The organism is Stenotrophomonas sp. YJH_SMC_122 (assembly GCF_059369535.1).
The window spans coordinates 161,657-173,525 of the sequence record NZ_JCAFST010000013.1 but is presented as its reverse complement, the minus strand read 5'-3'; the positions used below and the strand labels follow the sequence as shown (position 1 = coordinate 173,525).

Genomic DNA, 11,869 nt, shown 5'->3' with positions numbered 1-11,869 from the left:
GCGGATGGGGGTGGTGCGGGCCGCTGGCCGGCAAAAGCGTGCGGACCAAGGCCCGCACCTACCAGCTGCAGCCACCACGCACGGATGGGGGTAGTGCCGGCCGCTGGCCGGCAAAAGCGTGCGGACCAAGGTCCGCACCTACCAGCTGCAGCCGCCACGCACGGATGGGGGTAGTGCCGGCCGCTGGCCGGTAAGGGGGTCAGAGCCCTTTCCTGCGGAAAGGGATCCGACCCCGGTCCTCAACTCAATGCCCGCCGTCGAGCGCCTTCAGCTCGCTCACCAGCGAGGCCGCCGCTTCGGCGCCGTCGCCATAGAGCATGCGGGTGTTGTCGGCGTAGAACAGCGCATTCTCGATGCCGGCAAAACCGGTGCCCTTGCCACGCTTGATCACCACCACGTTGCGCGCGTTGACCACGTCCAGCACCGGCATGCCGTAGATCGGGCTGGCCGGGTCGGTGCGTGCCACCGGATTGACCACGTCGTTGGCACCGATCACCAGCACCACGTCGGTATTGGCGAATTCGGGGTTGATGTCGTCCATGTCGGCGATCAGGTCGTAGGGCACGCCGGCCTCGGCCAGCAGCACGTTCATGTGCCCGGGCATGCGCCCGGCCACCGGGTGGATCGCGAACTTCACTTTCACGCCACGCTGGCCCAGCCGCTGCGCCAGTTCCCAGATCTTGTGCTGGGCCTGCGCCACCGCCATGCCGTAGCCGGGCACGATCACCACGCGCTCGGCAAAGGCCATCATCGCCGCGACGTCCGACGCTTCGATGGGCTTCTGCGCGCCGGTGATCGCCTGCGCCTCGCCTCCGGCACCGCCGCCGAAGTTGGAGAACAGCACATTGCGGATCGGCCGGTTCATCGCCTTCGCCATCAACCGGGTCAGCAGGATGCCCGCCGCGCCGACCATCATGCCGGCGATGATCAGCGCCTCGTTGCCGAGCACATAACCTTCAAACGACACCGCCAGGCCGGTGAACGCGTTGTACAGCGAGATCACCACCGGCATGTCGGCGCCACCGATCGGCAGCGTCATCAGCACGCCCAGTGCCAGCGCCAGCACGAAGAAGGCGACGATCGCCCAGGTGCTGAGCGTGCTGGCCGCGATGATCGCCAGTACCACCACCGCCAGCGCCACCAGCAGGTTCATCACCTGCTGGCCCGGCCAGGTCACCCGCTTGTCCAGGCGTCCATCCAGCTTGGCCCAGGCGATCACCGAACCGGACAGCGAGACCGCACCGATCGCCGCGCCGACCACCGCCAGCAGCAGCACCGTGCCCGACGGCTGGCGCGCGGCCAGGTCGGCCAGCGCCTGCTCGCTCCAGTGGCTGGTATCGCGGTGGGCCAGGAAGGCATAGCGCAGCAGTTCCACCGCACCGATCGCCGCCGCCGAGCCACCGCCCATGCCGTTGTACAGCGCCACCATCTGCGGCATGTCGGTGATGGCCACCTTGCCGGCCGACCACCAGGCCAGGCCCGCGCCCAGCAGCAGTGCCACCAGGATCAGCGGTACGTTGTGCAGTTCAGGCAGGAAGAAGGTCGCCACCGTGGCCAGCAGCATGCCCAGCCCGGCCCAGCGGATGCCGCTGCGCGCGGTCAGCGGCGAAGCCATGCGCTGCAGGCCCAGCAGGAACAGCGTAGCGGCGACGAGGTAGCTGGCCTTGACCAGCCAGTCGAGCAGTTCGACGGTGCTGATGTTCAAGCCTGTGGCTCCTTCGGTTCGTCCCTGCCGCCCTTGGGCGCGCTCGGCTTGAACATCTCCAGCATGCGCGCGGTGACCACGTAGCCACCGGCGGCGTTGCCGGCGCCGAGCACCACGGCAAGGAAGCCCAGCGCCTTTTCCAGCGGCGTCTGCGCGTGCCCCAGCACCACCATCGCGCCGATCAACACGATGCCGTGGATGAAGTTGGAACCCGACATCAGCGGGGTATGCAGGATCACCGGCACCCGCGAAATGATCACGTGGCCGGCGATGGCCGCCAGCATGAAGATGTACAGCGCTACGAACCCGTCACTCACTGGCAACGCTCCCGCTCTGTCTTCGTCGGCCCATCATAACCACGGGCTGAACCCGGCGCGCACCCGGCGTCAACCGCGGCGACGCTCACGCGTTGTCGATGGTGACCCCGAGCGAGGAACCGTACCCTGTGCTGGTGAGCAGCCCCGCCCCCCCGAGCGCCGACACCGATGCCCTGCCGGCATCGCTGGAGGCGTTCCTGGCCAGCGTCGGCCCGCGCGCGTTCCGTTTCGCCGAGGCCGGCCTGCGCCAGCGCGAAGACGCCATGGACGCGGTGCAGGACGCGCTGATGCGCATGCTGGACTACGCCGACAAGCCGGCAGCCGAATGGGCGCCCCTGTTCTGGAGCATCCTGCGCCGCCGCGTGATCGACCTGCAGCGCCGGCGCCGTTTCCGCCTGCCGTTCTGGCGCGACAACCAGGACGCTGACGGAGGCGGGATCGACTGGGCCGACCCCGGCCCGGACCCGGCGCAGGCGCACGAACAGCGCCAGCAGTACCAGCAACTGGTACAGGCGCTGCGTACCCTGCCCGCACGCCAGCGCGAGGCCTTCACCCTGCGCGTGCTGCAGGACCTGGACGGGGCCACCACCGCCCGCGCCATGGGCTGTAGCGAAGGCGCGGTAAAAACCCATCTGGCACGCGCCCGGCAGGCGCTGCAGGACTACCTGGAGACCCACCCGTGAACCGCTCCCTGCCCTCCGATGACATGCTGCGCAACCTGCACGCGCAGTCGCTGCAGGCGCTGTCGCCGGCCACGCTGGCACGGTTGCGCCAGGCTCGCCACGGCGCCAGCGCAGCCCGTCACGGGCGCTGGCGCTGGTGGTTGGCCAGTGCCTGTTCGCTGGTGGTGGCGCTAGGTATCGGCCTGCAGTTCAGCGGCCACAGCCCACTGTCGCCCGCCGTGCCGGCACCGGTGCTGGCCTCGGTGGAAGACAACAGCGCGCTCTACGACGAAAATCCCGATCTGTACCTGTGGCTGGGCGATACCGACCTGGCGATGGAGTGAACCATGTCCCGACTGCACACCCTGCCCCTGCTGATGACCCTGTTGCTGCTGCCGGCCCTCCCGGCGCTGGCGCAGAGCGCCGCGCCCGCCCCTGCGGCGCGCCCTGCGCCGGCCACGCCGCTGCCGGCCTGGGAACAGTTGAGCGAAGCGCAGCGGGAATCGCTGCTGGCGCCACTGCGCGACCGCTGGAACAGCGCCGATGCCGGCCAGCGCCAGCGGATGCTCTCGCATGGCCAGCGCTGGCAGACGATGAGCCCGGAGGAACGCGACAAGGCCCGCCGCGGCCTGCGCCGCTTCGAGCACATGAGCCCGGAACAGCGTGAGCAGGCCCGCGCCCTGTTCGGTCAGATGCGGGATCTGCCGCCCGCGCAGCGCGACGCACTGCGCGAGCGCTGGTCGCAGATGACGCCGGAGCAACGCAAGGACTGGGTGCGAGAGAATCCGCCGCCGGCGAAGCCGCGGTAAAGGCAGCGTTCAACCCTTTGCAGAGCCGAGCCCACGCTCGGCTGCTTTATCGCGCCTGCGCAAGCCGAGCACGGGCTCGGCTCTACAGGAGGCACATGAGGTTCACGCCTGCCAGCGCGTCTTCGCCAGCAGTTCGTCGTCCCAATCGAAACCGAGCTGCCCGTCGCGCACGAACAGCGCAACGAAGTTGAGCAGGTTCCGTGCATACATCTCGCTGGCCTGGGTCGCGCCGCGGCTGGCCAGGCCCAGCGGACCGTCGATGGTCACGCCCTGGTGTTCGATGCACTGCCCCGGCAGGGTCAGTGCGCAGTTGCCGCCACTTTCCGCCGCCAGATCAACAATGACGCTGCCGGTGGCCATGCCTTCCACCATCGCGGCGGTCACGATGGTCGGTGCCGGGCGGCCCGGTACCGCAGCCGTGCAGATCACCACGTCCACACTGCGCAGGTGGTCGGCCAGCCGACGCTGCTGCTCGGCGCGCTCGTCATCGGTCAGCGCCCGCGCATAGCCTCCCTCGCCCGCCGCGCTGACCCCGAGGTCGAGGAAGCGTGCGCCCAGTGACTGGATCTGCTCGCGGGTTTCCGGGCGCACGTCGAAGCCTTCCACCTGTGCACCGAGGCGGCGCGCGGTGGCGATGGCCTGCAGGCCCGCCACGCCGGCACCGATCACCAGCACCTTGGCCGGCCGCACGGTGCCGGCAGCAGTGGTCAGCATCGGGAAGAAGCGCGGCGCGCGTTCGGCGGCGATCAGCGCCGCCTTGTAGCCGGCCATGCCGGCCTGCGAACTGAGTACATCCATCGCCTGCGCACGGGTGGTGCGCGGCAGCTGCTGCAGCGGGAACAGCTGCAGGCGACCATCGGCCGCCAGCGCGGCCAGCGCCGGATCGCTGGCCGGGGCCAGCAGGCCGACCACGCTGGCGCCGGGCTTGAGCTGTTCCAGCACCGCCGCAGGGGGGGCCTGCACGCACAGCAGGATATCGATCTCGGCCCAGCGGCCCGCGTCGAAGACGCGTGCACCGGCATCGTCATAGGCGGCGTCGGTGAAACCAGCCGCCAAACCCGCGCCCGCCTCATACCAGACGGCAATGCCCAAGGCCCCGAGCCTGCGCGCGGTCTCCGGCGTCAGTGCCACGCGCCGTTCGCCCGGCGCGGTCTCCTTGATCCCCAGCAACGCCACGGCCATGCAGGTCCCCGCTGATCGGTGAGTTTCCCGATCCTAGCAGGCGGCACCCGCTCAGTGCAGCGTGGCGCTGCCCGGGTCGAGGCGATCGATCACGCCCTGCATGGCGCTGTCGAAGGCGCCATCATCAACGTGGGCACGCAGGCGGCCCAGCCGCATCATCACCGCCAGTTCTTCCGGCGAGGCCACGCAGAAGCGCACGCCGCGACGGTTGACGAACAGCAGGCGCGAGGAAATCGGGCTGACCCAGGACAGCTTGCCCGCCTGCACCTTGCCATCCTTGTCGACGAAGTCCAGCCAGTTGCCGATTTCCATGCGGCGGAAGCGGTCGGCATCGGCGTTGTCGAAATCGTCGGCGTCGATCTGCCCGCCAAGCTCAACCGCCGGCGATTCAGCCACTGGCGGGGCCGGCAAGGCAACCTGCGGCAGCTCCGGCAGCGCACGCTGCAGTTCCGGCCGCGACTCGGCGATGCCCTGCAGGGTGTCATGCAGGGCATCGATGGCGGCGGTTGCCGCATCGCCGTGCACGCCGACGCTGGCAAACACCTTGGCCAGCACCGGCTGCCAGGCCTGCAGCCACGGCTTGCCGACGATCTGGCGGCGGGCCTCGGCCACTTCCTCCAGCAGGCCATCGCCCAGGCTCAATGCCTCGGCCACCGAGGCGCCTTCTTCGCCCTCGCGCAGCAGCGCCAGGGTCAGATGATGCTGCCACGGCTGGCGCAGGAATTCGGCAATGGCCGGCGGCAGCGTGGCGTCACCGATGCGGCGGTCCAGTTCCGCACCGGCCCGGCTGCGGGCCATTTCCAGCTTTTCCTGGCCGCGCTGCGTTTCTGCGGCACGACGCTCGGCGATTTCCACGCGGCGGCGATGCTGCACCAGGAACTCGCGGAATTCCTCTTCCAGGGTCAGGAAGATCGCCAGGTTCTCGTTGAACTCGGCCACCAGGCGCTCGATGATCTCTTCGACCTTGGCCATCAGCATGCGCTCGGCCTGGCTCTCGCCGGTGTTGCCCTCGCAGGCCTCGGCCAGCGAGTTGAGCAGCTTGCGCGCCGGGTGGGTCTTCTGCACGAACATGCGGCGGTCGAGCATGGCGACCTTGACGAAAGGCACCACCAGGCGGCCGATCAGTTCGCGCGAGCGGCCTTCCAGTTCACGCTCGTCCAGCATCACGTCGAACAGCATGCCGACCAGGTCGATGGCATCCTCATCCTGCGGGTCCAGCCGGGTCTGGCCCGGATCGACGCCAAGCTGGGTGGCGCTGGACAGCACTTCGCTCTTCAGGCGCTGCGCCAGCGATTCGCCGTCCTCGCCGATGGCCGCGCGCAGGGTGGCGCTGGGCGTGGCCTGCAGCAGCGACAGCACCGACATCATTTCGCGCTGGCTGAGCGGGCGCTGCTGGCCAACCGCCACCTGTGCCGCAGACGTGGCGTCCTCACGCACATGGCGGGTCTGCTGCAGCAGTTCGTGCAGCGCTTCCAGCAGCATGCCCTGCTGGCCAGCGTAGGCCTCGCCGGTGGCGCCGTCATCGCCGCCCAGGTGCTGCTGCATATGCCCGCGGCGCTCGGACCAGCGGGCGGCAAAGCGCTGCGCCCAGGCCGGTGCGGCCTGCTCGTCATCGCTGAACCCCGGATCGACGCCCGCGCCGTGGCGATGCTCGACCAGATCATCCAGCATCCCGGCCATGCGCGGATCCGGTGCCGGCGGTTGTGGGCGCTGCGGAGCCCCCATCTGCGACATCACGCCGGCTGCGGCCAGCTGCTCGTCCAGCTTCTCGTAGATGCGACCGACCGGTGCACGCAGGTCGCGCTCGCACAGCTTGATCAGCACCAGATGCACTTCCGGGGCCAGTTCACAGCCGGCAAAGGCTTCGTGGATGGCCACGCCCAGGTGTTCGGGGCTGATCGGATTGTGGTCGGCGTCCAGTTCCGCGCCGCCGATCAACCGGCCCAGGCGGCGATCCAGCCGCGCCAGCACCGGCTTGAAGTCACGCAGCAATACAGTGGCGAAATTGCGCACCGCCAACCGTGATTCCAGCACATGCTCGGCCAGCAGGCTGAGCCCATCCTCGGCCGGCCCGGACAGGGTCGCCTCGGCTGACAGCGGCTCACCAGCCTCCAATGCGGCCCAGGCCTGCTGCAGGTGGCCGCCGAAAGCGGCCGCGATGTCCTCACGGCGCCGGCGCAGTTCGCGCATCGCGTCCAGGAACAGCAACTGCGACGAGCCGGCATTGCCGGCGCGGTCGAACAGGGCATCGTCGAAACGCGCCAGTGCCGCCCCGAAGGCCTGGCACAGCGCGGGCAGGACCATGTCCCGGGCACGCTGGAGCTGGGCCGGGTCACGGCCCGGCGATCCCATCGGTGTGGGCACGCTCATCATTCGGGAAGGCTCCCCACCTTCTCTGGTACGACAGACAGCATGGACATCGCGGCTTCCGGCACACCCCATGTACCGGAACGTCGATGGTAGGCCGGCCAGCCCGTCACGGACAGTGAAACAGTCCTCACTTCAAACCTCATGACCGGCGGCCCGGCAAGACAGATATCGTAAGCCGTGCAAGGCCCACGAGGCGAGGGGAAGCGGCTGTCCGTTTCCCGCCAGTGGCATGATGTTCATCACAGTTTGGTACTCAGGGGCCGGACGCGACACAGACGGCGTCATTGACCACCCCGACTATAATCAAACGCCCGTGATGACCGGTTCAGACTCCATGCCCGACCCTGCTGCCCTGCTCGCCCTGGATGCCCGCCGCTCGGTGCCCTCGCGGCAACTGGGCGAGCCCGGGCCGGACCCGGCCACCCTGCAGCGGATGCTGGCCTCGGCGGTGCGCGTGCCCGACCACGGCAAGCGCGTGCCGTTCCGCTTCCTGAAAATCGCAGGCGATGCACGTCACACTCTGGGCGACTTCCTGGCTGAACGCAGCCGCCAGCGCGACCCACATGCGGGCGAGGCCGTGTTCGAGAAGGACCGCCAGCGTTTCAGCCACGCACCGCTGGTGATCGTGGTGGTGGCCAGCCCGCGGCCGGACCCGAAGGTGCCCGAGCAGGAACAGCTGATGACCGCCGGCTGCGTCTGTTTCGCCCTGCTGCAGGCCGCGCAGGCGCTGGGTTTCGGCGCGCAGTGGCTGACCGCCTGGATGGCCTTCGATCCGGCCGTGCAGGCCCACCTGGGCCTGGTCGACGGCGAACGCATCGCCGGCTTCATCCACATCGGTACGCCCAAGGCCGACGTACCCGAGCGCGAGCGCCCCGACCCTGCAACCCTGCTGCGGGACTGGACGCCGCCGGCATGACCCTGCCGGCACCGCCGCCGTCGCTGTACCTGGTCGATGCCAGCATCTACGTGTTCCGCGCCTGGCACTCGCTGCCGGACCAGTTCCAGGACGCGCAGGGCTGGCCGACCAATGCCGTGCACGGCTTCGCCCGCTTCCTGCTGGACCTGCTGGAACGCGAGCGCCCGCAGCACATCGCCATCGCCTTCGACGAAGCGCTCGACAGCGGTTTCCGCCACCGCCTGTATCCGGCCTACAAGGCCAACCGTGATCCGGCACCAGAGGCGCTCAAGCGCCAGTTCGTGCACTGCAAGGCGCTGTGCGCGGCGTTGGGCCTGGCGGTCCTGGCCCATCACGACTACGAGGCCGACGACCTGATCGGCAGTGCCCTGCACGTCCACCGCAGCAGCCATCGCGGGGTGATCATCTCCGCCGACAAGGACCTGTCGCAGCTGCTGGCCGACCATGACGAGCAGTGGGACTACGCCCGCAACCAGCGCTGGAACGTGGCCGGGGTGAAGGCCCGGCACGGCGTGCACGCGCACCAGATCGCCGACTACCTGGCGCTGTGCGGTGATGCGGTGGACAACATTCCCGGGGTCAGTGGTGTCGGCAGCAAGTCCGCCGCCGTGCTGCTGGCCCATTTCGGCAGCATGGATGCGCTGTTCGAACGCCTGGACGAGGTACCGTTCCTGCGCCTGCGTGGCGCTGCACAGATGGCGGTGCGCCTGCGCGAGCAGCGCGAGCACGCCCAGCTCTGGCGCCAGCTGACCACCATCGCGCTGGACGCGCCGTTGGAGGGCAGCGAGCCCGGCCTGCTGCGCCAACCGGCCGACCCGGAACTGCTCGATGGCCTGTGCCAGACCCTGCGCTTCGGCCCGATGACCCGCCGCCGGCTGTTCGGTGCCGCCGGCGTGGCCGACCCCGTTCCCACTCCTTCCTTTTCCAATTCCAGCGAGCCCGCATGAGCCAGCGCAACACCGAAGCCCCGCGTGTCGTCTATGAAGGCAAGTACCAGCGCATGGTGGTGCGCGGCACCTGGGAATACAGCGAACGCACCCATGCCGGTGGCCTGGCCGCGATCATCATCGCCGTCACCCCGGCGGACAAGGTGCTGTTCGTCGAACAGTTCCGTGTACCGCTGCAGGCGCCCACCATCGAGATGCCGGCCGGCCTGGTCGGCGACATCGACGCCGGCGAATCGATCGAAGTCTCGGCGGTGCGCGAGCTGGAAGAAGAAACCGGCTGGACCGCCGACCATGCCGAAGTGCTGATGATCGGCCCGACATCTTCCGGCGCCAGCAGCGAGAAGATCGCCTTCGTGCGCGCTACCGGCCTGCGCCGCATCGGCGAAGGTGGCGGCGATGACAGCGAGGACATCACCGTGCACGAGATTCCGCGCAATGAGGCTGCAGCGTGGCTGGTGCAGAAGATGGGCGAAGGCTACGAGCTGGACGCCAAGCTCTGGGCTGGGCTGTGGATGATCGAGCACCACCTGGACGGGCGCCCGCGTGGCTGACGCTGACCTGCACAGGCTGCCTGCGTTGCTCGGCGCCGACGACCCGGCGATCTACGCGATCCACCGGGCGCAGGGCGCCTCGCCATACCTGCTGCTGGCCGACCACGCCGGCCAGCAGGTGCCGCGTGCGCTGACCGCGCTCGGCCTGCCCCAGGCCGAGCTGGACCGCCATATCGGCTGGGACATCGGCATCGCCGGCACCACCCGTGCACTGGCTAAACGGCTCGATGCCTGGGCGATCGAACAGACCTACTCGCGGCTGCTGATCGACTGCAACCGTCCACTGGCCTCACCGACGCTGATTCCGGAGGTGAGCGACCACACCGTGATCCCGGGAAATGCAGGGCTATCGGCGGCGCAGCGGCAGCAGCGCATCGATGCGATCCACGCGCCCTACCATGCACGCATCGAGACCGAGCTTGATGCGCGCCGTGATGCCGGCCAGCCGACCCTGCTGGTGATGATGCACAGCTTCACCCCCGTGATGAACGGCACCCAGCGACCGTGGCATGCCGGCGTGCTGTATCACCAGGACACACGTTTTGCCCATGCCCTGCTGCAGGCACTGCGCGAGGAAGGCGATCTGGTGGTGGGTGACAACGAACCGTATTCGGTCAGCAGCACCAGCGACTACGCGGTCCCGGTGCATGGCGAAGGCCGCGGCCTGGTGCATGTGGAACTGGAGATCCGCCAGGACCTGATCGCCGATGCCGCCGGGCAGCAGGCGTGGGCGGAGCGGCTGGCGCGGATCTTCGGCGCGCTGCAACCGGAGTTGCTGGCGCTGGGTTGAACGCGCGTGGTTCCATCCCGTATCGGTAGTGCCGGCCGCTGGCCGGCAACCCCAATGATCCAACCACCCCGAGGTTGCCGGCCAGCGGCCGGCACTACCACAGGCGAGGCACATCCGCCACGGCAGCGCCCTCAATCATGCCTCGTTGGCCGGGCAGACGGTGGCGGCCGATTCGGCCGGCGCCGGGCGCAGGCCCAGCGCGATCACCACGCCGAACAGTGAAAACAAGGCGGCACCGTACTCGGCGCGCACCAGCCCGGCCAGTGCGCTCGGCGAACCGGCTGCACCCGCATCGGCATTGGCTACCATCACCAGCACCGCCAGGCCCAGCGCACCACCGATCTGCTGCGCGGTCGCCGCCATGCCAGATGCAACGCCCTGCTGTGCGGACGGCACGCCCTGCCCGGCCACGATCCACATCGAGGTCCAGGTCATGCCCTGGCCGATGCTCAGCACTACCACGCCGGGCAGCAGCGGCCAGAAGTTCGCGCCGTGCGGCAGCGTCGCGGCCACCCAGGCGATGCCGACGGCGCCGGCCAGCTGGCCGAGCACCAGCACCTTGCCTGCACTCCAGCGCTTCAGCGCCCACTCGGCCAGCTGGATGCCGACCGTGCACACCGCCGTCGCCGGCAGGAACGCCAGGCCGGCCTGCAGCGGGCTCCAGCCGTAGCCATCCTGGAAATACAGCGCCATGAAGTAGTACTGCACCCCATAGCTGCTCATGAACGCGAAGGTCAGGCCCAGTGCCGCGCGCAGGCCGGGCAGGCGCAGCAGCGCGAACTGCATCAGCGGATCGCGGCTGCGTTCTTCGATCTGCACGAACGCCACCAGCAGCAGCGCCGACAGCAGCAGGCAGCCCAGCGTGGCCGGCGCCGTCCAGCCCCACTCCGGCCCTTGCACGAGGGTAGTGACCAGCAGGCTGCCGCCGGCAGTGACGGTGATGCAGCCGGCCAGATCGAACGAGCGGCCCTGCGCACGCGGGCCATCGGCCGGCAACCACGCGCCCGCAGCGACCGCGCAGGTGGTGGCCAGCGGCACGATCACCGCCAGCACCGCCGGCCAGCCGAACGCCTGGGTCAGCACGCCACCGAGCAGCGTGCCCAGCGCCAGGCCCACCGCGCTGGCCATGCTCCAGATCGCAAGTGCGCGGTTGCGCACCGGACCTTCCGCATACAACGTGTTGATCAGCGCCAGCGTGGCCGGGAACAGCAGTGCCGCGCCGATGCCCTGCGCCGCACGCGCGATGATCAGCAGGGTGGCGTTCGGCGCCAGCGCGCCGAGCAGCGACGCCAGTGCGAACAGCAGCATGCCCAGCCGGTAGAAGCGGCGACGGCCGATCAGGTCGGCGGCGCGGCCACCCAGCAGCAGGCTGCCGCCGAACGCCACGGTGTAGGCACTGACCACCCATTGCAGCTGCTGTGCGTTGATCTCCAGCGCACGCCCCATGTCATGCAGGGCGACGAAGATGATGGTGGCGTCCAGGGCGATGATCAGCTGGGCGGTGGCCAGCAGGGCCAGCGCCCAGCGCGGGTACTTGAGGGGAGGCATCGACGGTCCGGTGCTGTGGGGGAGCGCAGTCTCATTGATGCAGAGCTATCAATAAACCCCTTTACAGCCATA

Annotated in this window: 12 protein-coding genes; 7 read left to right on the top strand and 5 right to left on the bottom strand. The window is 69.3% G+C overall.

Translation table 11 applies throughout. The features are described 5' to 3' along the window. Nucleotides 1–244: 244 nt before the first annotated feature. Both AC5P66_RS17160 and AC5P66_RS17155 read right to left on the bottom strand, forming a co-directional pair. Nucleotides 245–1,705, bottom strand: coding sequence for an NAD(P)(+) transhydrogenase (Re/Si-specific) subunit beta (locus AC5P66_RS17160; RefSeq protein WP_099494728.1), 1,461 nt, complete (start codon nt 1,703–1,705; stop codon nt 245–247). Next, nucleotides 1,702–2,022 (bottom strand): NAD(P) transhydrogenase subunit alpha part 2, encoded by a 321-nt coding sequence (locus AC5P66_RS17155; RefSeq protein ID WP_005415382.1) that lies wholly within the window; start codon nt 2,020–2,022, stop codon nt 1,702–1,704. The genes AC5P66_RS17160 and AC5P66_RS17155 overlap by 4 nt, the downstream gene beginning before the upstream one ends. A gap of 98 nt (nt 2,023–2,120) precedes the next feature. Here AC5P66_RS17155 and AC5P66_RS17150 point away from each other — a divergent pair, with 98 nt between their 5' ends. Genes AC5P66_RS17150 through AC5P66_RS17140 form a run of 3 tightly spaced genes read left to right on the top strand, consistent with a single transcriptional unit; the run spans nt 2,121 to nt 3,493 of the window. Next, nucleotides 2,121–2,705, top strand: a complete 585-nt coding sequence (locus AC5P66_RS17150; protein ID WP_080352983.1) for an RNA polymerase sigma factor — start codon at nt 2,121–2,123, stop codon at nt 2,703–2,705. Further along, entirely contained in the window at nt 2,702–3,028 is a 327-nt protein-coding gene (locus AC5P66_RS17145; protein ID WP_099494727.1) for a hypothetical protein, read from the top strand. The genes AC5P66_RS17150 and AC5P66_RS17145 overlap by 4 nt, the downstream gene beginning before the upstream one ends. 3 nt (nt 3,029–3,031) lie before the next feature. Further along, nucleotides 3,032–3,493: a DUF3106 domain-containing protein gene (locus tag AC5P66_RS17140; RefSeq protein WP_049414516.1), complete on the top strand. Its 462-nt coding sequence runs from the start codon at nt 3,032–3,034 to the stop codon at nt 3,491–3,493. Nucleotides 3,494–3,595: 102 nt separating this feature from the next. On the opposite strand, the gene AC5P66_RS17135 is transcribed toward AC5P66_RS17140, so the two are convergent. Together AC5P66_RS17135 and pacR are read right to left on the bottom strand one after the other, a co-directional pair. Next, a complete protein-coding gene (locus AC5P66_RS17135; RefSeq protein ID WP_005415378.1) occupies nt 3,596–4,675 on the bottom strand; it encodes an NAD(P) transhydrogenase subunit alpha in 1,080 nt (359 codons plus the stop codon). Nucleotides 4,676–4,726: 51 nt separating this feature from the next. After that, nucleotides 4,727–7,048, bottom strand: a complete 2,322-nt coding sequence (gene pacR / locus AC5P66_RS17130; RefSeq protein WP_262222874.1) for a PacR family protein — start codon at nt 7,046–7,048, stop codon at nt 4,727–4,729. A gap of 331 nt (nt 7,049–7,379) precedes the next feature. Between pacR and AC5P66_RS17125 the strand changes: the two genes are divergently transcribed. Genes AC5P66_RS17125 through AC5P66_RS17110 form a run of 4 tightly spaced genes read left to right on the top strand, consistent with a single transcriptional unit; the run spans nt 7,380 to nt 10,249 of the window. Next, a complete protein-coding gene (locus AC5P66_RS17125) occupies nt 7,380–7,961 on the top strand; it encodes a nitroreductase family protein (protein ID WP_049414519.1) in 582 nt (193 codons plus the stop codon). Continuing rightward, nucleotides 7,958–8,908 (top strand): 5'-3' exonuclease, encoded by a 951-nt coding sequence (locus AC5P66_RS17120; protein ID WP_049414515.1) that lies wholly within the window; start codon nt 7,958–7,960, stop codon nt 8,906–8,908. The genes AC5P66_RS17125 and AC5P66_RS17120 overlap by 4 nt, the downstream gene beginning before the upstream one ends. Further along, nucleotides 8,905–9,459 (top strand): NUDIX hydrolase, encoded by a 555-nt coding sequence (locus tag AC5P66_RS17115; RefSeq protein WP_099487828.1) that lies wholly within the window; start codon nt 8,905–8,907, stop codon nt 9,457–9,459. The genes AC5P66_RS17120 and AC5P66_RS17115 overlap by 4 nt, the downstream gene beginning before the upstream one ends. Beyond that, the gene (locus AC5P66_RS17110) at nt 9,452–10,249 is read left to right on the top strand and encodes an N-formylglutamate amidohydrolase (RefSeq protein WP_134709487.1); all 798 of its coding nucleotides are present in this window, start codon (nt 9,452–9,454) and stop codon (nt 10,247–10,249) included. Before AC5P66_RS17115 ends, AC5P66_RS17110 begins: the two co-directional genes overlap by 8 nt. A gap of 135 nt (nt 10,250–10,384) precedes the next feature. Here AC5P66_RS17110 and AC5P66_RS17105 read toward each other — a convergent pair whose 3' ends face one another. Continuing rightward, nucleotides 10,385–11,797: an MFS transporter gene (locus AC5P66_RS17105; RefSeq protein WP_263468006.1), complete on the bottom strand. Its 1,413-nt coding sequence runs from the start codon at nt 11,795–11,797 to the stop codon at nt 10,385–10,387. Nucleotides 11,798–11,869 lie beyond the last annotated feature (72 nt).

What these genes read in the sequence shown, in the direction of transcription:
- AC5P66_RS17105 (WP_263468006.1), bottom strand. Translation starts at nt 11,797, where the DNA reads ATGCCTCCCCTCAAGTACCCGCGCTGGGCGCTGGCCCTGCTGGCCACC.
- AC5P66_RS17140 (WP_049414516.1), top strand. Translation starts at nt 3,032, where the DNA reads ATGTCCCGACTGCACACCCTGCCCCTGCTGATGACCCTGTTGCTGCTG.
- AC5P66_RS17135 (WP_005415378.1), bottom strand. Translation starts at nt 4,675, where the DNA reads ATGGCCGTGGCGTTGCTGGGGATCAAGGAGACCGCGCCGGGCGAACGG.
- AC5P66_RS17125 (WP_049414519.1), top strand. Translation starts at nt 7,380, where the DNA reads ATGCCCGACCCTGCTGCCCTGCTCGCCCTGGATGCCCGCCGCTCGGTG.
- AC5P66_RS17115 (WP_099487828.1), top strand. Translation starts at nt 8,905, where the DNA reads ATGAGCCAGCGCAACACCGAAGCCCCGCGTGTCGTCTATGAAGGCAAG.
- AC5P66_RS17150 (WP_080352983.1), top strand. Translation starts at nt 2,121, where the DNA reads ATGGTGACCCCGAGCGAGGAACCGTACCCTGTGCTGGTGAGCAGCCCC.
- pacR (WP_262222874.1), bottom strand. Translation starts at nt 7,048, where the DNA reads ATGATGAGCGTGCCCACACCGATGGGATCGCCGGGCCGTGACCCGGCC.
- AC5P66_RS17120 (WP_049414515.1), top strand. Translation starts at nt 7,958, where the DNA reads ATGACCCTGCCGGCACCGCCGCCGTCGCTGTACCTGGTCGATGCCAGC.